16 protein-coding genes are annotated in these 21,279 nt (G+C 71.6%); 8 read left to right on the top strand and 8 right to left on the bottom strand.

Annotated features, from left to right (window positions below):
* Window positions 1-5 precede the first annotated feature (5 nt).
* The 4 genes from AB0Q99_RS07850 to AB0Q99_RS07835 form a co-directional block, all read right to left on the bottom strand.
* A complete protein-coding gene (locus tag AB0Q99_RS07850; protein ID WP_363569430.1) occupies window positions 6-1,346 on the bottom strand; it encodes a glycosyl hydrolase in 1,341 nt (446 codons plus the stop codon).
* A complete protein-coding gene (locus tag AB0Q99_RS07845) occupies window positions 1,346-3,409 on the bottom strand; it encodes a glycosyltransferase (protein ID WP_363569429.1) in 2,064 nt (687 codons plus the stop codon). Before AB0Q99_RS07845 ends, AB0Q99_RS07850 begins: the two co-directional genes overlap by 1 nt.
* 302 nt (window positions 3,410-3,711) lie before the next feature.
* Window positions 3,712-4,776 carry a DUF2510 domain-containing protein gene (locus AB0Q99_RS07840; RefSeq protein WP_363569428.1) on the bottom strand — a complete coding sequence of 355 codons (1,065 nt, stop codon included), beginning with the start codon at window positions 4,774-4,776 and terminating at the stop codon, window positions 3,712-3,714.
* 74 nt (window positions 4,777-4,850) lie between these two features.
* Window positions 4,851-5,345 (bottom strand): N-acetyltransferase, encoded by a 495-nt coding sequence (locus AB0Q99_RS07835; protein WP_363569427.1) that lies wholly within the window; start codon window positions 5,343-5,345, stop codon window positions 4,851-4,853.
* Window positions 5,346-5,744: 399 nt separating this feature from the next.
* Between AB0Q99_RS07835 and AB0Q99_RS07830 the strand changes: the two genes are divergently transcribed.
* On the top strand, window positions 5,745-6,701 hold the full coding sequence (locus AB0Q99_RS07830) for a helix-turn-helix domain-containing protein (RefSeq protein WP_363569426.1): 957 nt from the start codon (window positions 5,745-5,747) through the stop codon (window positions 6,699-6,701).
* A 55-nt stretch (window positions 6,702-6,756) separates the two neighbouring features.
* On the opposite strand, the gene AB0Q99_RS07825 is transcribed toward AB0Q99_RS07830, so the two are convergent.
* The 4 genes from AB0Q99_RS07825 to AB0Q99_RS07810 form a co-directional block, all read right to left on the bottom strand.
* Window positions 6,757-7,566 (bottom strand): histidine phosphatase family protein, encoded by an 810-nt coding sequence (locus AB0Q99_RS07825; protein ID WP_363569425.1) that lies wholly within the window; start codon window positions 7,564-7,566, stop codon window positions 6,757-6,759.
* A 154-nt stretch (window positions 7,567-7,720) separates the two neighbouring features.
* Complete coding sequence (mctP, locus tag AB0Q99_RS07820; protein WP_363569424.1) at window positions 7,721-9,331, bottom strand: monocarboxylate uptake permease MctP; 1,611 nt, start codon at window positions 9,329-9,331, stop codon at window positions 7,721-7,723.
* Window positions 9,328-9,591: a DUF3311 domain-containing protein gene (locus AB0Q99_RS07815; RefSeq protein WP_363569423.1), complete on the bottom strand. Its 264-nt coding sequence runs from the start codon at window positions 9,589-9,591 to the stop codon at window positions 9,328-9,330. The genes mctP and AB0Q99_RS07815 overlap by 4 nt, the downstream gene beginning before the upstream one ends.
* 444 nt (window positions 9,592-10,035) lie before the next feature.
* Window positions 10,036-10,827, bottom strand: coding sequence for a GntR family transcriptional regulator (locus AB0Q99_RS07810; protein WP_363569422.1), 792 nt, complete (start codon window positions 10,825-10,827; stop codon window positions 10,036-10,038).
* 337 nt (window positions 10,828-11,164) lie between these two features.
* On the opposite strand from AB0Q99_RS07810, the gene AB0Q99_RS07805 reads away from it, so the two are divergent.
* The 7 genes from AB0Q99_RS07805 (at window position 11,165) to AB0Q99_RS07775 (ending at window position 20,990) form a co-directional block, all read left to right on the top strand.
* The gene (locus tag AB0Q99_RS07805; RefSeq protein ID WP_363569421.1) at window positions 11,165-12,445 is read left to right on the top strand and encodes an extracellular solute-binding protein; all 1,281 of its coding nucleotides are present in this window, start codon (window positions 11,165-11,167) and stop codon (window positions 12,443-12,445) included.
* A gap of 90 nt (window positions 12,446-12,535) precedes the next feature.
* Window positions 12,536-13,561: a sugar ABC transporter permease gene (locus AB0Q99_RS07800; protein ID WP_363569420.1), complete on the top strand. Its 1,026-nt coding sequence runs from the start codon at window positions 12,536-12,538 to the stop codon at window positions 13,559-13,561.
* Window positions 13,558-14,388 (top strand): carbohydrate ABC transporter permease, encoded by an 831-nt coding sequence (locus tag AB0Q99_RS07795; RefSeq protein WP_363569419.1) that lies wholly within the window; start codon window positions 13,558-13,560, stop codon window positions 14,386-14,388. The genes AB0Q99_RS07800 and AB0Q99_RS07795 overlap by 4 nt, the downstream gene beginning before the upstream one ends.
* Window positions 14,389-14,394: 6 nt before the next feature.
* Window positions 14,395-15,948, top strand: coding sequence for a glycoside hydrolase family 3 protein (locus tag AB0Q99_RS07790; protein ID WP_363569418.1), 1,554 nt, complete (start codon window positions 14,395-14,397; stop codon window positions 15,946-15,948).
* 458 nt (window positions 15,949-16,406) lie between these two features.
* Window positions 16,407-17,684 carry an extracellular solute-binding protein gene (locus AB0Q99_RS07785; RefSeq protein WP_363569634.1) on the top strand — a complete coding sequence of 426 codons (1,278 nt, stop codon included), beginning with the start codon at window positions 16,407-16,409 and terminating at the stop codon, window positions 17,682-17,684.
* Window positions 17,685-17,907: 223 nt separating this feature from the next.
* Window positions 17,908-18,993 (top strand): SIS domain-containing protein, encoded by a 1,086-nt coding sequence (locus AB0Q99_RS07780; protein ID WP_363569417.1) that lies wholly within the window; start codon window positions 17,908-17,910, stop codon window positions 18,991-18,993.
* 476 nt (window positions 18,994-19,469) lie between these two features.
* Window positions 19,470-20,990 carry a PAS domain-containing sensor histidine kinase gene (locus AB0Q99_RS07775; protein WP_363569416.1) on the top strand — a complete coding sequence of 507 codons (1,521 nt, stop codon included), beginning with the start codon at window positions 19,470-19,472 and terminating at the stop codon, window positions 20,988-20,990.
* The last annotated feature ends 289 nt before the right edge of the window (window positions 20,991-21,279 follow it).

Below are 21,279 nucleotides of genomic sequence, written 5' to 3'. Positions count from 1 at the left end.
CGGCTTCACCCGGCGGGGGTGGAGCCCGACCGGGGCCGGGTCGCGGTGGGGGTCGGCTTCCTGGCGGGGGGCTTCGCGGTGCCGGTGGCCGTCGGGCCGGGGTCGGCCGAGGGGCCGGGTGCCGGGGCGGGCGGTGGGGCCGGCGGCGCGACGGTCAGCGCGGGCTCGGAGTGGACGGTCCAGGGCGTGTTGTAGCGGGGCGCGGCGACCCCGGCGGCGAACGCCTCGGAGGCGGCGGGGGACGCGGCGACCCGCCAGTCGACCTCCTTGCGCGACTCGTACCAGATCACGCCGATGATGTCCGGGTGCTGGGGGAGCTGCGCGAACATCTCGGTGATCCACTGCGCCTTGAGCCCCGAGGTGTCGGTCGCCCCGGTCTCGGTGATCACCACGGGCTTGCGGCTGAACGCCCGGATCTGGTCGATGGTCGGCTGGAAGATCTGCTCGAACGACTTGTACTTCTCGACGCCGGTGGTGCCGTAGTAGCCGGACAGGCCGATCCAGTCGACGTAGTCGTCGCCGGGGTAGAGGCTGCTCAGGCTGGTGGCGTTCTCGTAGTCGACGTTGGGGCTCCACACCCAGGTGACCCGGGTGGCGCCGACCTGCTTGAAGATGTCGTGGACGTGCCGCCAGGCCTGGACGTACTGGCCCCGCTGGTTGCCGTTCGCCTGCTCGGCCCAGGGGTACCAGTAGCCGTTCATCTCGTGGGCGAAGCGCAGGGCGACGGGGTAGCCGAGGCCCTTGACGCCCTCGGCCCAGGTCCTGATGTAGTCGTCGAACTTGCCGTCGATGATGGTGGAGAGGGCGTATTCCGGCTGTTCGCCGCGGAGCTTGTCCTCCTTCGCCTCCTTGCGGTAGTCCCAGGGCTCCCAGGCGACCATCGGCATGATGCCGCGCTCGGCGACCGTGTCGAACACCCGGCGGTCGAACTTCCGGTCCCACCAGCCGACCGAGAACTCCAGCACGTTCGGCTGGTGCTTGACGGCGGCGGCGAACTCGTCGAGCGGGCCTAGGTCGTAGGGGCCGGGCTTGGTCATGATGCCGGTGAACGTCGAGCCGGCGGGCGGGAACTGCGGCGGCTGGGGCGTCGGGGCGGGCGCCGGGGGCGCGGTCGCCTCCGGGGCGGCCGGGGTGGCCGGTCCGGCCGGGACGGCGGAGACGGTCGGCGGTGCGGCCAGGGCGGTGGTCAGCCAGCTCGGCATCGCGGTCGGGGCCGCGCCGGCGAAGCTGTACGGGTCCTGGTCGTGCTGGGCGCGGGAGAGCCGGGGTGCGAGCACGAAGGTGTAGCCGACCATCAGGGCGAGGGCGACCAGGGCGGCGACCCGGGGGACGGTGATCCGCAGCATCAGCGGGCCCCCCGCTCGCTCCGGCGGCCGGCCGGGGCCGGCTCCAGCAGTTCCTCGAACTCCTCCTCGGCGGTGAGCTCTTCGGTGGGCTCCTCGCCGAGTTCTCCGGCGGGCTGTTCGGTGCGCGCTCCGGCCGGCTTCTCGGTGCGCTGCCCGGGCAGCCGCCCGGTGGCCGGGGCGTCGACGGCCTCGATCACCTCGACGGCCTCGATCACCTCGACCGCCTCGATCACCTCCGCGGCCTCGACGGCCTTGGCCTCGGCGGCCCGCTGGGCCCGGGCCTCGCGGCGCGCGCCGACGAAGGAGATCACCAGCGGCGCGAGGCCGGTGAACAGGCTGACCCCGGCCCAGAACCGCAGGATCCAGATGTCGTGGTGCAGCCGGAAGCTCGCGCCGAGCAGCCCGCCCGCGACCGCCGCCCACACCAGGTGCAGCCGGAAGGTCGACAGCGACTCGGCGCTGCGCAGGTCGCCCTTGGCGGTGACGGCGTAGGCGAGCGGACGGCGCAGCAGGGCCGCGATCGCGGCGGCGACGTAGACCGGGCCGGCGAACAGGGCCAGCCCCATGCCGGCCATGCCGATCTCGCGCCGCTCGTGCGCGGCCAGGTTGAAGCGACGCAGCCAGAGCCACAGCACCAGCCAGCTGCCCATGCTCGCGCCCCACAGGGCCATCCAGTGCGTGCTGTTGAGGTGGATGGAGGTGATGCCGAGGGCCAGGTAGACGGAGGTGGCGAGGCTGCCGAGGACGGTGTTGAGCGCCACGCTCGGGTAGTAGAACTGGACCAGGCCGTAGAGCACCCGCTGGCGCAGCCGCAGCTTGATGCCCGAGCGCAGCCGGCTCTTGAGCAGGATCTCCCAGATGCCGTACGCCCAGCGCTTCTGCTGGTTGAAGTAGTCGGTCCAGGAGGTCGGTCCCTCGCCGACGGCCAGGACGTCGGGGGTGTAGACGCCCTTCCAGCGGTGGCCGGTCGCCGGGTTGACGGAGGACTGGATCCGCATGCTGGTGAGGTGGTCCTCGATGATCGAGTCCTGGTAGCCGCCGATCTGCTGCCAGGCGGTGGGCCGGTACAGGTGGTTGGTGCCGATCAGCAGCGGCGCGTCCATGCCGTTGCCGCCGCGCTCGACCAGGCCGGAGAACAGGTACTGCTGCACGGAGGCGCCGTGGGCGACCCAGTTGTCGTACATGTTGCCGTACACCTGGGGAGCGACCACGAAGGCGATGTCGGGGTCGCGGAAGTAGCCGAGGGTGCGCTCCAGGAAGCAGGGCAGCGGGACGTGGTCCGGGTCCATCTGGGCCACCACGTCGTAGCCGTGCTCGTGCTCGGCCCGCCAGGAGTTGTGGTTGCCGGACTTCGTCCTGGCCCGGAACTCGCCCTCGGCCTGGTTGTACTCCGGGCGCCCCTTGCGGCTGAAGTGGTGGACGCCGAGCCGGGCGGCCATCTCCTTCACCCGGTCGTCGTCGCCCTCGTCGAGGATCCAGACGTCGACCCGGCCGTCGTACTCGATCCGCAGCATCGCGGCGAGCGTGCGCTCGACGATCTCGATCGGCTCCTTGGACGGCACGATCGTGGTGAGCACGGCGACCCGCAGACCGGACGGCGGGGTGACCGGCACCGGGTCCTTGGCGCGGAACGCGAAGACCCAGACGGCGAGGTTCTGAACCAACCGGATCACTTCCACCGTGATAACAGCACAGAAGCAGATTCGGGCGAGGTTGATCCGCCAGTCCGGGGACCAGCCCACACCGGATCCGGGGATGTGTTCGGGAAGGAGCAGCCAGCCGACGAAGGCGAGGCCGGCGAGCGCGTTGACGGTCACCAGGAGGGTCGTGACGGACATGACGCCGCGTGAGGACACCGAGCGGTAGCGGACGGTGGCACCGTCCTGACCGGGGGTCAGCGGGCCGGTGGTCCCGGCGCACGCGAGGTAGGCGCGCCGGGCCGAGGAGTTGCGCACCTCGCGGCGGACGATGCGTCGCTCGTGCCGGGGCCTGGGCAGGACGCGCCCGTGGCGTCCGCGTACCCGGCTGCGGCGTTTCGCTGCCTGCTCGTTGGTGGAATCCACCGGTCAACCCCCGTACAGCGCCCCGTCGTGCCGGGGCGCTGGTTCCCTGCGCTGTCACCGCCCGCCGGCGCCGGACACCCGGCCGTCGGGTCGACGGCGACGCGGCGCGTCGGTGCCATTCATGGGCTCGGCTGATGGTCTTTTCGATCGGTCAGCATACGGGCCGTGTTCGTCCGTACCCGGCCCGGGGTCGGCCCGTCCCCGGCCTGGGGTCGGCCCGTCCCCGGCCCGGGGGCGGCGTCCGGGCGCGCCGGGACCCCGCAGGCCACGCGGAAGGGCGGGCCCACGGGTGCGACGGAGCGTCAGGGCGTGATCTTGACGGAGTTCGCGATCTGGTCCATCAGCGCCAGCGGCGGCGCCTCCGCGGCCTGGTCCAGGCAGATCTGGAGCACCGGGACGGTGGTGGCCCCGGCCGCGGGGGTGACTTCGAGGACGCCGCAGTAGCCGTCCGGCGTGGAGGAACCGCTGGACATCGGGACGTGCCACAGAGCGAGGTAGCCGTCCATGCCCTGGATCTTGACGGCCGACTGCTTCACCGGCTCGGGCGGCGTCGGTGCGTCGGATCCGTAGCGGGTGTTGTAGAGCAACTGGCCCATGCCGAGGACCAGGGACTTCGGGTCGGACCAACCGCCGTTGAAGACGCGGAGGTTCTGGATGGCCAGGCCCCGGGTGCAGGCTCCGTTGCCGTGGCCCACGCAGGCGTACGGGTTGACCGCGTAGCGGACCTCGTTCGGGGCCTTGGCGTCGACCTGGACCTGCCAGTCCGGCGGCAGCATGAAGTTCATCTTCGAGTCCTGGCCGGTGATCTGCCGCCCGCCCTGGAGCTGTTGGCCGCCGGTCAGGGCCGTGCCCATGAAGCCGTTCGGGCTCTTGGGGTCGGCGGCTGCCGCGGTCGCGGTCGGATCGGCCTTCGCCGCGCCGGGCTCGGCGCTCCGGTGGCCGACCACGTAGCCGCCGCCCGCCATGACGACCGACAGCACCACGGCGCCGACGGCCAGCAGCACCCGGCGCTTGGTGCGGTCCGGCTCGACGGTCTCGAACACCACCGAGGTGGGGACCGGCTTGGGGAGCAGCGCGCCGGGCGCGGGCGGCGGAGCCGGTACGCCGCCCTGGGCCGGTACGGCGGGCGGCGTCGGCGCGGGTGCCACCGGGGGCGCGGGTTGCGGGGCCGGCACCGTCGGGGCGGCGGCCGCCGGCGCGGCGGCGTTCTGCGCGACGTGGCCGGGGAAGGGGCTCGCGGGTGTGCCGCCGCCCCCGGGCTTGGCCTGAACCTTGTCGGTCCAGGTCGAACCGTCCCACCAGCGCAGTGTGTCGGGCTGCCCGGAAGGGTCCTCGTACCAGCCGCTAGGCGCACTCCCCGTCGTCATGCGGCGGATCCTAGCAGCGAGCCGATCCGATGGTCATTTCAAGTCAACAGGCTCGCAAGGCCGCAGACGGGTACTCAGAAAGCCAGGCTGTAGACCATCAGGTCCATCCCCGGGTACGGCGACCAGTCGCGTTCGGGGGTGCGCCGGAAGCCGACCCGTTCGTAGACGCGGTGGGCGGCGGTCATCTCCGGGCGGGTGGAGAAGGCCATGCCGGCCAGGCCGAGGTCGAGGCTGCGGGCGAGGGCGGCGCGCACCAGTGCCTCGCCGACGCCGCGGCCGCGGCAGGCGGGGTCGGTGGCGAGCATCCGGATCTCGCCCTCGCGCGCGGTGGCGATGTCCGCCCACTCGGTGCCGCCGACCGCGAAGGTCACGCAGCCGAGGACCCGTCCTGCGGCCGGGTCGACCGCGACCAGGAGGTCGGCCTCCCGGGCCCGGCGGTCGGCGTCGCGCAGGAGCTCGACGTAGGTGCTGCCGGGCGAGGTGAAGCCGCCGCCGACGAAGGCGTCGACGGTGATGCGGCCGGCGTCTTCGAGGTCCTCCGGAAGGGCCGGACGGATGAGGTAGTCCATGCGGCCAGTGTGCCGGAGCCGTGCGGGGTGCGGAGCTCCGGGGTCGAACGGACCGGGAGGGTGGCCGGATCGGCGGAGGGGCGCAGCGAGGCGGCGGGCATCGTGCCGTACAGCCGCTCGGGGCGGGCCGGGTCGGCCGGGTAGCCGCCCGCGCGGTGGTGGTTGTCGCGGCCGGCCGCCGGGCCGCGGGAGACCTCGCGGCCGATCAGGACGCCGAGCAGGCCGAAGCCGCCGACGATTCCGGCCAAGGCCAGTGCGCTGGCGAGGGTGTCGCTGTCCATGGGCTCCACTCTGGCCGGGCGGGACGGCGGCCACGAGTGGCAGGAATGACCGATCACCTCGAAATCCTGCCACTGGGCACCTTCCGCCGCGGCGGGGGGCCGGGGCATCCTGGACGGCATGCTGAGGAACGTGGTCGCGGTGGTGCTGGAGGAGATCCACCCCTTCGAACTGGGCGTGGCCTGCGAGGTGTTCGGCCTCGACCGCACCGCCGACGGCCTGCCCGGCTACGACTTCGCGATCGCCGGCGCCCGCCCGGGCCCGCACGCCACCCACGCCGGGTTCGCGGTGGACGTCCCGTACGGCCCCGAGCGGTTGGCCGGGGCCGACCTCGCGGTGGTCACCGCGGCGAGGATCCGGCGCGACTACCCCGAGCCGCTGCTGGCGGCGCTGCGCGGGGTGGTGGCGGACGGCGGCCGGGTGCTCTCCATCTGCAGCGGCGCCTTCGTGCTGGGCGCCGCCGGGCTGCTGGACGGTCGCCGCTCGGCGACCCACTGGCGGCACAGCGAGGAACTGGCAGCCCGCTTCCCGCTGACCACCGTCGAGCAGGACGTGCTGTACGTGGACGACGACCCGGTGATCACCTCCGCCGGGACGGCGGCCGGCATCGACGCCTGCCTGCACCTGGTGCGCAAGGTGCAGGGCGCGGAGGTGGCCCGGGAGATCGCCCGCCGGATGGTGGTGGCGCCGCACCGGGAGGGCGGGCAGGCCCAGTTCGTGAACCGCCCGCTGCCCGAGGGCGACGGCGACTCGCTGGCCCCGCTGCTCGACTGGATGCGCCACCACCTGGCCGAGGAGGCCACCGTCGAGCAGCTGGCCGCCCGGGCGCACATGTCGCCGCGCACCTTCGCCCGCCGCTTCCAGCAGGAGACCGGCACCACTCCGCACCGCTGGCTGGTCGGGCAGCGGGTGCTGCTCGCCCAGCGGCTGCTGGAGTCCACCACGGAGTCGGTGGACGCGATCGCCGCCCGCTGCGGCTTCGGCAACGCGGCCGCCCTGCGGCACCACTTCGGCCGTCGGCTGGGCACCACGCCGCTGGCCTACCGGCGGTGCTTCGCCGATCCGGTGCCCAGCTGACCCGCTGCTGAGCCGATCCGGAGCCGAGCCGACCCGAGGCCGAGGTGACGGTACGTCAGTTCGGCTCCGCCGTCAGGTGGTCGACGCCGTTCCAGCGGTCCGGCCGCAGCCGCCCCTCCTGGGCCCGCCAGAGGCTGGTGGAGCAGTTGTGCACCGGCCCGAGCGCGACGAGCTGCTCCTCGGTGAGCCGGTCCAGCGCGTAGCGCAGCATGAGCACCGTGCAGTCGTGCGCGACCAGCAGGACGGGCCGCCCGGCCTCCTCCTCGCAGAGGTCCCGCAGCACGCTGCGCACCCGCAGTGCGACGTCGGCCCAGGACTCGCCGCCGGGCGGGCGGTAGTACAGCTCGCCCATCTTGCGCCGCCGGGCCGCCTCCTCGGGGTGCTTGGCCTCGATGGCGGCCTTCGGCAGCATCTCCAGGATGCCGAGCTCGCGGTCGCGCAGTCGCTCGTCGTAGCGGACGGCCAGCGAGACGGGGACGGCGCCGAGTCCGGCGGCCTGGGCGAGCGCGATTCTGGCGGTCTCGGCGGTGCGTACGTACGGCGAGCACCAGACGCTGCGCGGGCGGTCGGCGCTGGGCAGGGCGGCCCACCACCGGCCGAGCGCCTGGGCCTGCTGCCGGCCGTGCAGCGACAGCGGGATGTCGGCGTCGCGGCAGCTGATCGGGACGCTGAGCGCGCCGACGGCCTCGGCCAGCTGGAACTCGACGTTGGCGGTGGACTCGCCGTGCCGGGTCGCGACCAGGACGGACGGCAGCCGGGTGGCCGCCGCCGGGCGGTGCGCGGTGACCTGGTGGTGCTGGCTCTGGGTGGACTGGTGCTGGGTGGACTGGTGCTGGCCGTTGAGGGTGGTGCCGAGTTCTGCCATGGCCGCGAGCTCCCCGTGGTCGATCAGGTTCCGGCCGGTTGCCGGTCCGGTCTGGTGGTGCCCGGCGTGCACGCCTGTTCATACATATGATCGCGCCGCCTTCTCCAGTGTTCACGGAGAAGGCGGCGCGATCACAGGGCGCGTACCGCGCGAATCAGTGCGCCGCTACGGGCTCCGGCGCGTTCTCCAGCTCGTCGTCGCCGGTCTCGGCGCCGTAGTCGGACGGTCTGGTCTCGTCCGGGCCCTCCGGCGCCTTCACGGCCCGCAGCAGCAGGGTGAGCGCCACCGCGACGACCAGGTTCAGCGCGAAGGCGGTCAGGCCGATGTAGCCGAGCTCGCCGATGCCGGGGATCTCGGCCGCGTTGCCGCCGAAGTGCTTGGTGGCCGGGCTGGCGATCCCGTACGCCTTCCAGGTGCCGTAGACCATGCCGGCCGCCCAGCCGACGAACAGCGCCCAGTGGTGGAACCAGCGGGTGAACAGGCCGCCGACGATGGCCACGAAGGTCTGCAGGATCCACAGGCCGCCCAGCAGCTGGAGGTTGATCGCGGCCTGCCGGTCCATGCCGAGGACGAAGACCAGCGCGCCGACCTTCACCAGTAGCGAGACCGCCTTGGCGACCCGGGTCTCGTCGGCGGGGGTGGCGGCGGGCCTGATCCAGTCCTTGTAGACGTTGCGGGTGAAGAGGTTGGCCGCCGCGATGGACATGATGGCGGCCGGCACCAGCGCGCCGATCCCGATCGCGGCGAAGGCGACGCCGGTGAACCAGTCCGGGAACATGTCCGCGAACAGCCGGGGCACCGAGAGCTGGGCGTTGAAGCCCTTGACGCCCTTGCCCACGCCCGCCGCGATCGCCATGAACCCGAGCAGCGCCAGCAGCCCCAGCATCAGCGAGTACGCGGGCATGATCGCCATGTTGCGGCGCACGGTGTTGCGGGACTTCGAGGCCAGCACGCCGGTCACCGAGTGCGGGTACATGAACAGCGCCATCGCCGAGCCGAGCCCGAGCGTGGCGTACGTCCACTGCTTGTGCTCCGGGACGGTCATCGACCCGGTCCCGGTCTCCTTGAAGTGCTGCGCGGCCGCGTCGAAGACGTGCCCGTAACCGCCCAGCCGGATCGGGATGTAGATCACCGCGACGATGATCACCACGTAGACCAGGGCGTCCTTGACGAAGGCGATCAGCGCCGGGGCGCGCAACCCGGAGGAGTAGGTGTAGGCGGCCAGCACGCCGAAGGCGATGAACAGCGGCAGGTCCTTGACGAACCAGCTCGCGTTGTCCCCGCCGCCGACCCCCAGCACGTCCAGCACCGCCTGGATGCCGACGAGCTGCAGGGCGATGTACGGCATGGTGGCCAGGATCCCGGTCAGCGCGACCACCAGCGACAGCGGCCGCGAGCCGTACCGGCCGCGCACGAAGTCGGCCGGGGTCACGTAGCCGCGCACCCGGGAGACCGACCAGAGCCGGGGCAGGAAGAGGAAGACCAGCGGATAGGCGATGATCGTGTACGGCACCGCGAAGAAGCCGGCCGCGCCGCTCGCGTACACCGCGGCCGGGACGGCGACGAAGGTGTACGCGGTGTAGAGGTCGCCGCCGAGCAGGAACCAGGTCACCCAGGTGCCGAAGCTGCGGCCGCCCAGGCCCCACTCGTCCAGGTGCGCCGCGTCGTCGGCCCGCCGCCAGCGGGAGGCGAGGAAGCCCAGCACGGTGACCAGGGCGAAGAACAGCACGAAGACCACGAGGGCCGGCACGTTGACGTCCTTCATCGCGCACCGCCCTTCCGGGCCGCCTTGCGGGCCTTCTCGTCCCGGTTGATCAGCAGGTAGGCGGCGACGGTGAAGACGGCGGACGCCGGCACCCAGAGCAGCTGGTACCAGTAGAAGAAGGGCACCCCGGCCACCGCCGGGTCGTTCTTGTCGTACGAGGACACCCACAGCATCGCGACGATCGGCACGAGCAGGGCGAGAGCGGCCAGCACCCGCTCGGGGGTCACCGCGGGGACGGCGGCCCCGGCTGGCTCGGGCATGACATCTTCGACGGTATCGGGATCAGACGGCATCTTCGGCTCCGCTCCGGAGGACTCTCCACGTCGGCGCCGCAGCCCGGGCGGCGTCGCACGCCCCCGCGAGCCCGCCGAGCAGCACCATCGGTGATCGACAGTCAGTACGGCTGCGCAATCTAGAGCATGGAGTGATCCATGTCACCGGAAACGACGGAACTTCCCACCGGTCGGGCGCAACCGGCCGATCCCGCCGCGGCGGAGCGCGTGAGGCGCCGTCACGGACCGGGGGAGCCAGGGCCGCTGTGCGCGGGAAGCGCGCCGTCATGATGCGCGGGAAGCGCCGTCACGGGTGCGCGGGAAACACGGTCACGGGACGCGAAGGGCACCGGCGCGCAGGCCGCGCGCGCCGGTGCCCGTGGCGTGACGGGGGAGTGCGCCCGGCCCGGGCGCCCCTCCCGGAGCCGTCGCCTACTCCGGACGCTTCAGACGGGTGATGAACTTGTAGCGGTCGCCCCGGTAGAGGGAGCGGACCCACTCGACCGGGTTGCCCTCGGCGTCGAAGGAGTGCCGGGACAGCTGCAGCATCGGCAGGCCGAGGTCGGAGCCGAGCAGCCCGGCCTCGCGCGGGTTGGCCAGCGTGGTCTCGATGGTCTCCTCGGCCTCGGCCACGGTGACCCCGTACACCTCGCGCAGCGCCGCGTACAGCGAGTTGTGCTTGGCCAGGTTGCGCCGCAGGGCGGGGAAGCGCTTGGCGGACAGGTGGGCGACCTCGATGGCCATCGGGTCGCCGTTGGCCAGCCGCAGCCGCTCGATCCGCAGCACGCGGCCGCCGGGCTTGATGTCGAGCAGCGGGGCGAGCCGGTCGTCGGCGGTGATGTAGCCGATCTCGATCAGCCGGGAGGCGGGCTCCAGGCCCTGGGCCCGCATGTCCTCGGTGTAGGAGGTGAGCTGCAGCGCCTGGGCGACCTTGGGCTTGGCGACGAAGGTGCCCTTGCCCTGGATGCGCTCCAGCCGGCCCTCGACGACCAGTTCCTGCAGGGCCTGGCGGACGGTGGTCCGCGAGGTGTCGAACTGGGCGGCCAGCGCGCGCTCCGGCGGGACCGGGGTGCCGGCGGGCTGGGTCTCGGTGAGCTGGAGGAGGTGGCGCTTGAGGCCGTAGTACTTGGGGACGCGGGCGGTCGGGTCGGTGCCGGTCTGCGTCGGGAGGTTCTTCACCTCGGGGTCGTCGGCCTGGGCGGTGGTTCCCCCGTCGCTGCTCATCGGACCTGTTCTCCCGCTTCTCGCAAGGCCTTCACAGGCCCCGCCACATCGTTAACGGCTCACATCGTTGCATGTATGGCTACGGAACGAATACCTCATCACGCGATGAACGATGTGCGGTGTCGGCTTGATAACGGGTGGTCGAGATCGGTCGAACAGCCGTTGACAGGCCCATTGGTCTAGGCCAAGCTCCAGGCATCTGGTCTACACCACTAGGCCGGTTCCTACGAATCCCCCCACCCGTTCGAAGGGGTCCGCGGCACCAATTCCCCCGCTTTGTGTGGGTCTGCCGCTGCCGCCCGACGGGGGTAACCCAGGCATCCCTCAGGAGGATGGCGTGAAGCGTCAGCTCATCGCGGCGGTCGGCGTCGCAGCAATGGTCGTCGGCCTGGCGGCTTGTGGCTCCAGCGGCAAGAGCGAGGACGCCAAGGGCGGTTCGTCCTCGGCTGCCAAGAACTTCGACGGCAAGACCCTGACCGTGTGGTTGATGGACGGCTCGGCCCCCAAGGGCTGGACGGACAGTGTCAAGGCCGACTTCGCCGCGGCGTACCCGGGTGCCAAGCTCGACATCCAGACCCAGAAGTGGAACGGCATCGGCCAGAAGGTCACCGCCGCCCTCTCCGAGGGTTCGGCCGACGTCCTGGAGATCGGCAACACCCAGACGGCGGGCTACGCGGCCACCGGCGGTCTGCTCGACATCACCAAGGACAAGGCCGACCTGGGCGGTGCGGACTGGGCCGCCAACCTGAACGAGTCCGCGGTCCTGGACGGCAAGCAGTACGCCGCCCCGTGGTACTTCACCAACCGCGTGGTGACCTACAACAAGGACATCTGGACCAAGGCCGGCATCACCACCCCGCCGAAGACCCTGGACGAGCTCTACACCGACCTGGACAAGGTCAAGGCCGTCGCGGGCGTCACCGACCCGCTCTACATGCCCGGCCAGGAGTGGTACACCTACTTCGGTCTGCTGACCAGCGAGGGCGGCAAGCTCGCCAAGAAGGACGGCGACAAGTGGGTCGGCGGCCTGTCGACCCCCGAGGCGCAGAAGGCCTTCGACACCTACAAGAAGCTGCAGAGCTACTCGGTCACCGGTCCGAAGGACAAGGACGAGGCGACCCCGCAGCAGAAGGACGTCTTCGCCAAGGGCGACATCGGCACCATCATCGGCCTCGGCTGGGAGCTGCCCAAGCCCGAGGAGCTGGCCGCCGAGAAGATCGGCTTCTTCCCGCTCCCCGGCAAGACCGCCGACAAGCCGTCGAGCGTCTTCCTCGGCGGCTCGAACCTGGCGATCGCCCAGCAGAGCAAGAACCCCGAGCTGGCCAAGGGCTTCCTGAAGATCGCCCTGAACGCCAAGAACGAGGGCCTGGTCGCCGCCTCCGGCTCCATCCCGAACAAGACCGCGCTCAACAGCCAGGTCACCGGCGAGTTCGCCAAGGCCGCCCTCCCGGCGTCCGCCAACGGCGCGATCACCCCGAACGTTCCGACCTGGACCAACGTCGAGAACGAGCCGAACCCGATCAAGGACTTCCTGACCTCGGCGCTGACCGGCGACTACGCCGCCGCGGCCAAGAAGGCCGACGACGAGATCGCGAAGCGTCTCAACACCAAGCAGTAAGCAGTCGAGCGGCGTCGCTCACCGGCTCCCGGCGGGGGGCCGGTGGGCGGCGCCTGTCCGTCGTGGTCGGGTTGTGAGGAAGAGAGAACGATGGCTGTGCATTCGGAGCGGGTGCAGACACAGTCCCCGGACCAGGGGGAGGCTGCGGTGGCCAGGACCGACGTGATCGCCGGCGACGGCGCCGGCGGCACCCCGAAGAAGACCGGCAGAGCCGCGGGCGGGCCGAGCCTCGGGGCCCGGGTCGCCCCGTACCTGCTGCTGTTGCCCGCCATCGCGGCCACCCTCGGCCTGCTCGGCTGGCCGCTGTTCAAGACGGTCCTGCTGTCGTTCCAGAACCTCAACAAGCGTCAGTTCATCCAGCACCTGACCGAGTGGAACGGCTTCGACAACTACCGGGACCAGCTGACCGACTCGGAGTTCTGGGCGGTCACCGGCCGGACGGTCGGCTTCACCGTGGTCAACGTCGTGCTGATCATGGTCGGCGGCACCCTGGTGGGCCTGCTGCTCAACCGCCTCGGCAAGACGATGCGGCTGCTGCTCTCGCTGGCCCTGGTCCTCGCCTGGGCGATGCCGGTGGTCGCCGCGACCACCGTCTACACCTGGCTCTTCGACCAGAACTTCGGCGTCGTCAACTGGTTCCTGGACCAGCTGGGCTGGCACTCGATGGCCCACTTCAACTGGTACAGCGGCGAGTACTCGACCTTCTTCGTGATCGTGCTGCTGATCGTCTGGGGCTCGATCCCCTTCGTCGCGTTCAACATGTACGCGGCGCTGACCACCATCCCCAAGGAGCTCTACGAGGCGGCCCGGATGGACGGCGCCGGCCCCGTCAAGATCTTCACCGCGGTGGTCTACCCCAGTCTGAAGCCCTTCTTCCTGGCCACGACCTTCCTCGAAGTCATCTGGGTCTTCAAGGCCTTCACCCAGGTCTACCTGATCAACCACGGCGGGCCGGACGGGCTCACCCGGACGCTGCCGGTCCACGCCTTCCTCGAAGGCATCGGCGCCCAGCGCTTCGGTGCCGGGTCCGCCATCGCGGTGCTCACCATCCTGATGCTGGCCGCCCTGATGGCGTACTACTTCCGCATCATCCTGAAGCAGGAGGACGAGCTGTGAGGCGCTCGCTCATCGGACGTACCTGGCCGAACGTGATCGCGGTCGTCCTCTTCGTCTTCTTCATCTTCCCCGTCTACTGGATGATCTCCACGTCCTTCAAGCAGGACAACGACATCATCAGCCGGACCCCGGTCTTCCTCCCGCTGGACGCGACCTTCGCCCACTTCGACAAGGCGGTCCACGCGGAGAACTTCTGGACGTACGTCGGCAACAGCTTCACGGTGACCGTCGGCGCCGTGCTCATCTCGCTGGTCATCGCGACCCTGGCGGCCTTCGCCGTCGCCCGGATGAAGTTCCGCGGCCGCAAGTCCTTCGTGCTGGTCATCATGGTGGCCCAGATGGCGCCGTGGGAGGTCATGACCATCGGCGCCTACATGATCTCCCGCGACAACGACCTGCTGAACAGCCTCGTCCCGCTCACGGCCTTCTACATGATGATGGTGCTGCCCTTCACCATCTGGACGCTGCGCGGCTTCATCGCCGCGGTGCCGAAGGAGCTGGAGGAGTCGGCCATGGTGGACGGCTGCACCCGCACCCAGGCCTTCGTGAAGGTGATCTTCCCGCTGCTGGCCCCCGGTCTGATGTCGACCTCGCTGTTCGGCTTCATCACCGCGTGGAACGAGTTCCCGCTCGTGCTGTGGCTGAACAAGAAGCCCGAGAGCCAGACCCTGCCGCTCTGGCTGTCCTCGTTCCAGACCAACTTCGGGACCGACTGGGGCGCCACCATGGCCGCGTCCACGCTCTTCGCCCTGCCGATCCTGATCCTGTTCATCTTCCTGCAGCGCAAGGCGGTCAGCGGGCTGACCGACGGCGCCGTGAAGGGCTGAGACACCGTGAGCATCCTCGTTCCCACCGCCTTGGACAGCGACCAGCTGCACCGCGACGCCCTGACCGTCCTGCAGCCCGGCTTCGTCGGCGCCGAGCCGCCGTCGTGGCTGCGCCGCCACCTCGCCGCCGGCCTCGGCTCGGTCGCGCTGTTCGACCGCAACGTGGTCGACCTCGACCAGCTCTCGGCGCTCACCCGGGCGCTGCGCGCCGAGAACCCCGACCTCCTGATCGCCATCGACGAGGAGAGCGGCGACGTCACCCGGCTGGAGGCTGGCTCCGGTTCGTCCTGGCCCGGCAACCTCGCGCTCGGCGCGATCGACGACCCGGCGCTGACCCGGGACGTCGCCCGCGAGCTCGGTCGTGCGCTGGCCGCGGCCGGCGTCAACTACAACTGGGCGCCGACCGCGGACGTCAACTCCAACCCGCGCAACCCGGTCATCGGCGTCCGCTCCTTCGGCGCCGACCCCGAGCTGTGCGCCCGGCACACCGCCGCCTGGGTCGAGGGCCTGCAGTCGGCCGGCGTGGCCGCCTGCTCCAAGCACTTCCCCGGCCACGGCGACACCGCGGTGGACTCGCACCACGGCCTGCCGGTCATCGACGTCGACCTGGACGTGCTGCGGGCCCGCGACCTGATCCCGTTCCAGGCGGCGATCGCGGCCGGCACCAAGGCCGTGATGACCGCCCACATCATGATCCCGGCGCTGGACCCGAAGCTGCCGGCCACCCTGAGCCCGGCCGTGCTGCGCGACCTGCTGCGCGCGGCCCCGGCCGACGGCGGCCTCGGCTACCAGGGCCTGATCGTCAGCGACGCGATCGAGATGGGGGCCATCGCCGACACCTTCGGGATGGGCGAGGGCACCGTGCTGGCCCTGGCGGCCGGCGCGGACGCGATCTGCGTCGGCGGCGGGCTGGCCGACGAGGAGACCGTGCTGATGCTGCGCGACGCCATCGTGGCGGGCGTGCGGGCCGGGAAGCTCGACGAGGAGCGGCTGGCGGACGCCGCCGCCCGGGTCCGGGCGCTGGGCAGCTGGGGCCGGATCTCGGCCCAGGGCGAGCGGCCGGAGCCGGACCTGGCGGTCGGTCTGCGGGCCGCGCGCCGGGCGCTGAAGGTGGTCCGGGCGCCGGGCCGGGCGACCTCCCCGGTGAGCGAGCGCCCGTACGTGGCCTCGTTCTCGGACGAGCCGAACGTCGCCGTCGGCGGCGTCACCCCGTGGGGCGTGGCCGACATGCTGGCCGACCGCTTCCCCGGCACCCGCACCCGCTCGGTGTCGGCCGCCGAGGCGGCCCCGGAGCTGCTGGACGGCCTGGTCGACGAGCTGGTGACCGGCGCCGAGGGCCGCCGCCTGGTGCTGGTGGTCCGGGACGCCCACCGCTACCCGTGGATGTCCGCCGCGCTGGGCCGCCTGGTGGCGGCCCGTCCGGACGCCGCCGTGGTCGAGATGGGGCTGCCCCAGTCCGAGCCGGTCGGCGCGCTCTACATCGCCACCCACGGCGCCGCCCGGGTCTGCGGGCTGGCGGCCGTGGAGGTGCTCACCGGGCAGCCGGGAGCGGTCTGCTGAACCGACCGACAGAACGTCACCGGACCTGTCCGGGAGGCGTCGGCCGACGGGCCCGTCATGCGCATGTCGCATGGCGGGCCCGTTCCGTTCTCCCGGCGTCGACCTGCGGATTCCCCGAGTGACGGTGTTCCCTCAAGCCAGTCTTAAATCCAGCTTAAGTTCTACTAACGGTGACGGGTCGGCAACTGATCGCCACGGGGTACAACAGCTCTGCAACGGCCTTCGACACAAGGGCTTTTGACCGTTGACACCACCTTTGGTCTAGGCCAGAGTCCAGTCATCCGGTTCGAATTTCAACCTCGCCGGATGTGGTATCGGCCCACCCCGAAGCTCTTCGCCGCCCCCTGTCCGGACTCTCCGCTGCGGGCGCCAATCACGCTGCCGGCGGGCATCACGGCTCTAGAACACCCTCGGAGGACGGCGTGAAGAAGCGTCAGCTCATTTCGGCGCTCGGGATCATGGCACTGACGGCGGGCCTGACGGCCTGTTCCTCGTCGGGCTCCTCGTCGGGCGACGGAAAGGGCGCCGCCGCCGACCCGAAGGCGGCCACCGGCGCCGTCACCGTCTGGCTGATGGACGACGCCCAGAAGAACTGGCCCGACCTGGTCCAGCGGGTCAACGACGAGTTCGCGCAGAAGTACCCGAACGTCACCCTCAAGCTCTCGTACCAGGGCTGGGCGGACAAGGTCAGCAAGCTGGACAAGGCCCTCGCCGAGGGCAGCGCCCCCGACGTGGTCGAGCTGGGCAACACCGAGACCATGAAGTACGTGCTGTCCGGCGCGCTGGCCCCGGTGGAACGCAGCACCTTCGACAACTCCGACAGCTGGATCAAGGCGCTCGCCAACACCTGTACCTACCAGGACAAGCTCTGGTGCGTGCCCTACTACGCCGGCTCCCGGGTCGCCATCTACAACTCCGCGGTCTTCCAGCAGGCCACCGGCAACGCCGAGTTCCCGAAGACCGAGACCGAGCTGCTGGCCGCCCTCGACAAGGTCGCGGACAAGAACAAGGCGGACAAGACCTTCTCCCCGCTCTACCTGCCCGGCCCGTACTGGTACGCGGCGATGAGCTACGTGGCCGCGTACGGCGGCAGCATCGCCAAGTTCGACAGCTCGGGAAACTGGCACGGCACCCTGCACGACCCCAAGTCCCAGGAGGGCATCGGCCACTTCGCCGACCTGGTGCGCAAGTACAACAAGGGCGACCTGACGCTGAACGAGCAGAACCAGTTCGAGTCGATGGCCCGCGGGCACGCCGCGTCCTTCTACGGCAACGGCTACGAGGCGAGCAGCGTCACCGCGCCGGTCACCGGCGACCCGAGCCTGAAGGACGCGGTGAAGGTGGCCACCATGCCCGGCCCGGACGGCAAGCCGCTGCCGACCTTCATCGGCGGCTCCGACCTCGCCGTCACCGCCAAGTCCCCGTCGGCGGCGCTGGCGACGGACTGGATCCGGATGTTCACCAGCACCAAGTCCGAGCAGGCGCTGGCCGACAAGGACATCCTGCCGAACAACCTCACCCAGCTGAACCAGCTGAAGAACAAGCCCTCCACCGCCGCCGCGGCCAACGCCGTCCCGGACGCCTGGTTCACCCCGCTGGCGCCCGGCTGGGGCGCGATCGAGAAGCAGAAGATCATCCCCGACATGCTGACCGCGATCCTCAAGGGCAAGTCGGTGGACCAGGCCACCAAGGAGGCCGACGCCGCGATCGACCAGCTGATCAACAAGGCGTCCTGACCGGCACCGGCATTCGTACCGGCACCGTCCGCTGCGGGCCGTCCGCGGCCGTCCGCCGCTCCCGGCTCCGGGGAGCGGCGGACGGAGGTGCTCCGGCCCGGGCGCGCCCGTAGGATTGCCGGGCACGAAGAACCGCAGCGAGTGTGCGGACTCGCCGCCGTAGAGGTCCCCGCCGGGCAGCCGCCCGGGCGGGGTCGAACCATCTCATCGGAGGCAGACCCAGATGTCCGACCCGCAGACTGTTTCCGTCCCCGGCCGGATCATGGCGGCGGAGATGGCCGAGCAGCCGGCCGTCCTCCAGCGCATCCTCGACGAGGGGGCCCCGAAGATCCGCGAGATCGCGGCCGGGATCGCCGCCCGCGGTCCCCGCTTCGTCCTGCTCACCGCGCGCGGCACGTCCGACAACGCCGCGCTGTACGCCAAGTACCTGGTCGAGATCCTGCTCGGCAAGCCGGCCGGCCTGACCTCGATGTCCACCACGACCGCGTACGGCGCCAAACCCGACCTCACCGACGTCCTGGTCATCACCGTCAGCCAGTCCGGCGGTTCGCCGGACCTGGTGGCCTCCACCAAGGCCGCCCGCGAGGCCGGCGCCATCACCCTCGCGGTCACCAACAACGCCGCCTCGCCGCTGGCCGAGGTCTCCGAGTTCCACATCGACGTGCTGGCCGGCCCGGAGAAGGCGCTGCCCGCCACCAAGACCTACACCGCCGAGCTGCTGGCGCTCTACCTGTTGGTCGAGGGTCTCGCGGAGGCGTGGGGGTACGCCCGGCCGAAGGCCGGGGGTGGCTCGGCCGCCGAGGGGCTGCCGGCCCTGGCCGCCGGCGTGCTGTCCCGGCAGGCCGAGGTGCGGGCGCTGGCCGAGCGCTACCGCTTCGCCCAGCGCTTGGTCATCACCTCGCGCGGCTACGGCTACCCGACCGCCCGCGAGGCGGCGCTGAAGCTGATGGAGACCACCTACATCCCGGCCAGCCCGTTCTCCGGCGCGGACCTGCTGCACGGTCCGCTGGCCATGGTGGACAACGTCTCGCCGGTCATCGCGATCGTCCCGGACGGCAAGGGCGGCGAGGCCCTGCAGCCCGTCCTGGACCGGCTGCGCGGCCGCGGCGCGGACCTGATGGTGATCGGCCAGCAGCCGCAGGTGGACGCCGCTTCGGCGGGCTTCGCGCTGCCGGCCGGGGTGCCCGAGGAGGTGCAGCCGATCCTGGAGATCCTGCCGCTGCAGCTGCTGGCGTACGAGGTCACCATCGCCCGCGGCCAGGACCCGGACGCCCCGCGCGCCCTGGCCAAGGTCACCGAGACGCGGTAGCCCGCCCGCGAACCCGCCCGCGCCCGGTTCGGACGTGCGTCCGCCCGGACGCGGACCGGCCCCGTCCACAGGCTGTGGACGGGGCCGGTCCGGTGAGCGGCGCACGATGGTCCGGGGGCCGGGGAGGCCGGAAAGCACTACGGGCCACGGCGCCGACACGGGACCCTCAACCCATGCGGCACCGCAGCCCGGAGCTGTCGTCGGGCACCGGGACGATCAAGGACTGTGCGGGGTCCTCGTTCGGCGGTGTCCGACCGAGGAAAGGCCGCGCGCGGTCAGGGCAGTTGCGCGGGGGCCTCTCCTTGGTGCCCTTTCATTGTGGACTAGACCAATCTCGGTTGTCCAGGCCTCTCGAAAAATTGGTCTAAACAACTCGCGCGGATCCCGGCCCGGCCCCGAACGGCCCCGAGCAGCCCCACCGGTCCGCCCGTCGGTCCGCCGCGCCCCGCCCCGACCGGCGGCGATACCCTCGCCATGTGCCCTCGTTGAACGAACTCGTCCGCCGCCACACCACCCTCACCGGGGCCGACGTGGAATGGCTCCACATGCTGGTCTCGGAGTGGCAGCTGCTCTCCGACCTCTCCTTCGCCGACCTGGTGCTCTGGATCCCCACCTGGGACGGCATCCGCTACGTCTCGGTGGCCCAGATGCGGCCGAACACCGGACCGACCTCCTACCAGGACGACATGGTCGGCCACCTCGTCCCGCGCGGCCGCCGCCCGCTGCTGGACGCCGCCTTCGACGAGGGCCGGATCGTGCGCGAGGGCGACCCGGAGTGGCGCGAGGAGGTCCCGGTCCGGGTCGAGTCGATCCCGGTCCGGCGCGAGGGCAAGGTGCTCGGGGTGATCGCCCGCAACACCAACCTGCTCACCGTCCGCACCCCCAGCCGGCTGGAGCTCACCTACCTGCAGAGCGCCTCGGACCTGGCCCAGATGATCGCGGCCGGCAGCTTCCCGTACCCCGGCATCGAGCAGGTCGACATGGACGCCGCCCCCCGCGTCGGCGACGGCCTGATCCGCCTGGACGCGGACGGCATCGTCACCTACGCCAGCCCCAACGCGCTCTCCGCCTACCACCGCCTCGGCCTCACCGCCGACCTGGTCGGCAGCCACCTCGGCCGCGCCACCGCCGACCTCGCCCCGCCGTCCCGGGGGGCCGTGCACGAGGCGCTGGTGAAGGTCGCCAGCGGCTGGGCGCCCCGGCAGACCGAGGTGGAGGCGCAGGGGGGAGTGGTCACCCTGCGGGCGATCCCGCTCAAGCCCAAGGGCACCCTGACCGGCTCGCTGGTGCTCTGCCGCGACGTCACCGAGCTGCGCCGCCGCGACCGCGAGCTGATGACCAAGGACGCCACCATCCGGGAGATCCACCACCGGGTGAAGAACAACCTGCAGACCGTCGCGGCCCTGCTGCGGCTGCAGTCCCGCCGGATGGAGTCGGAGTCCGGGCGGGCCGCGCTGGACGAGGCGGTGCGCCGGGTCGGCTCGATCGCGATCGTGCACGAGACGCTCTCCCAGGCGCTGGACGAGCAGGTGGCCTTCGACGAGATCGCCGACCGGGTGCTGGCGATGGCGATGGAGCTGTCCCAGGACGGCCGGGTGGCGACCCGTCGCAGCGGCAGCTTCGGCATCCTGTCCGCGGAGGTGGCCACCCCGCTGTCGATGGTGCTGACCGAGCTGCTGCAGAACGCGCTGGAGCACGCCTTCGGTCCGACGGCCTCCGGGAACCTGGAGGTCAGCGCGCTGCGCGGCCGGGCCCCGGCGACCGGGATGGGCTGGTCGGACAGCTGGAACGGCGGCGCCCGCCCGGAGGAGTACCTGCTGATCACGGTGCAGGACGACGGCCGCGGCATGCCGGAGGGGTTCGACCCGAAGACGGCGGGGAACCTCGGGCTGCAGATCGTCCGGACGCTGGCCACCGGGGAGCTGGGCGGCACCTTCGACATGGTGGCCGGTCCGAACGGCGGTACGAAGGTGATCCTGGAGATCCCGGTCCGCTGAAGTCCCGCCCCCGGGCCGGGGTTCCGGGGCGGCTGAGATTCTGCTGAGAATTCGTCGCGCGAGGGCGCTCGGCAGGGGCGCGCGCTCGGCGGATGCGCCGGGTGAACACTCCGCCCGCCCGACGTGCCCGCGGCCGAACGGGGAAGCGGCGGGGAAGCGGCGGCCGAAGCGCCGGGGAAGCCGGCCTGGCGCGGAAACAGAAACGAGGCCCTGTCGACCGGGGGGGGTGGGTCGACAGGGCCTCTCAACCCGTTCCGGCCGTCGGGGGGAGTCGGCCGGAACGGGGGCT

Origin of the sequence: Kitasatospora sp. NPDC086791, assembly GCF_040685975.1 — a bacterium.
Lineage (GTDB): Bacteria > Actinomycetota > Actinomycetes > Streptomycetales > Streptomycetaceae > Kitasatospora.
This window is presented reverse-complemented; position numbering and strand designations above follow the sequence as displayed.

Excerpts from the sequence above, each read along its gene's own strand:
- AB0Q99_RS07840 (WP_363569428.1), bottom strand. The coding sequence starts at position 4,776 with ATGACGACGGGGAGTGCGCCTAGCGGCTGGTACGAGGACCCTTCCGGG.
- AB0Q99_RS07810 (WP_363569422.1), bottom strand. The coding sequence starts at position 10,827 with ATGAGCAGCGACGGGGGAACCACCGCCCAGGCCGACGACCCCGAGGTG.
- AB0Q99_RS07800 (WP_363569420.1), top strand. The coding sequence starts at position 12,536 with ATGGCTGTGCATTCGGAGCGGGTGCAGACACAGTCCCCGGACCAGGGG.
- AB0Q99_RS07850 (WP_363569430.1), bottom strand. The coding sequence starts at position 1,346 with ATGCTGCGGATCACCGTCCCCCGGGTCGCCGCCCTGGTCGCCCTCGCC.
- AB0Q99_RS07780 (WP_363569417.1), top strand. The coding sequence starts at position 17,908 with ATGTCCGACCCGCAGACTGTTTCCGTCCCCGGCCGGATCATGGCGGCG.
- AB0Q99_RS07815 (WP_363569423.1), bottom strand. The coding sequence starts at position 9,591 with ATGCCCGAGCCAGCCGGGGCCGCCGTCCCCGCGGTGACCCCCGAGCGG.
- AB0Q99_RS07835 (WP_363569427.1), bottom strand. The coding sequence starts at position 5,345 with ATGGACTACCTCATCCGTCCGGCCCTTCCGGAGGACCTCGAAGACGCC.
- AB0Q99_RS07830 (WP_363569426.1), top strand. The coding sequence starts at position 5,745 with ATGCTGAGGAACGTGGTCGCGGTGGTGCTGGAGGAGATCCACCCCTTC.
- mctP (WP_363569424.1), bottom strand. The coding sequence starts at position 9,331 with ATGAAGGACGTCAACGTGCCGGCCCTCGTGGTCTTCGTGCTGTTCTTC.
- AB0Q99_RS07825 (WP_363569425.1), bottom strand. The coding sequence starts at position 7,566 with ATGGCAGAACTCGGCACCACCCTCAACGGCCAGCACCAGTCCACCCAG.
- AB0Q99_RS07785 (WP_363569634.1), top strand. The coding sequence starts at position 16,407 with ATGGCACTGACGGCGGGCCTGACGGCCTGTTCCTCGTCGGGCTCCTCG.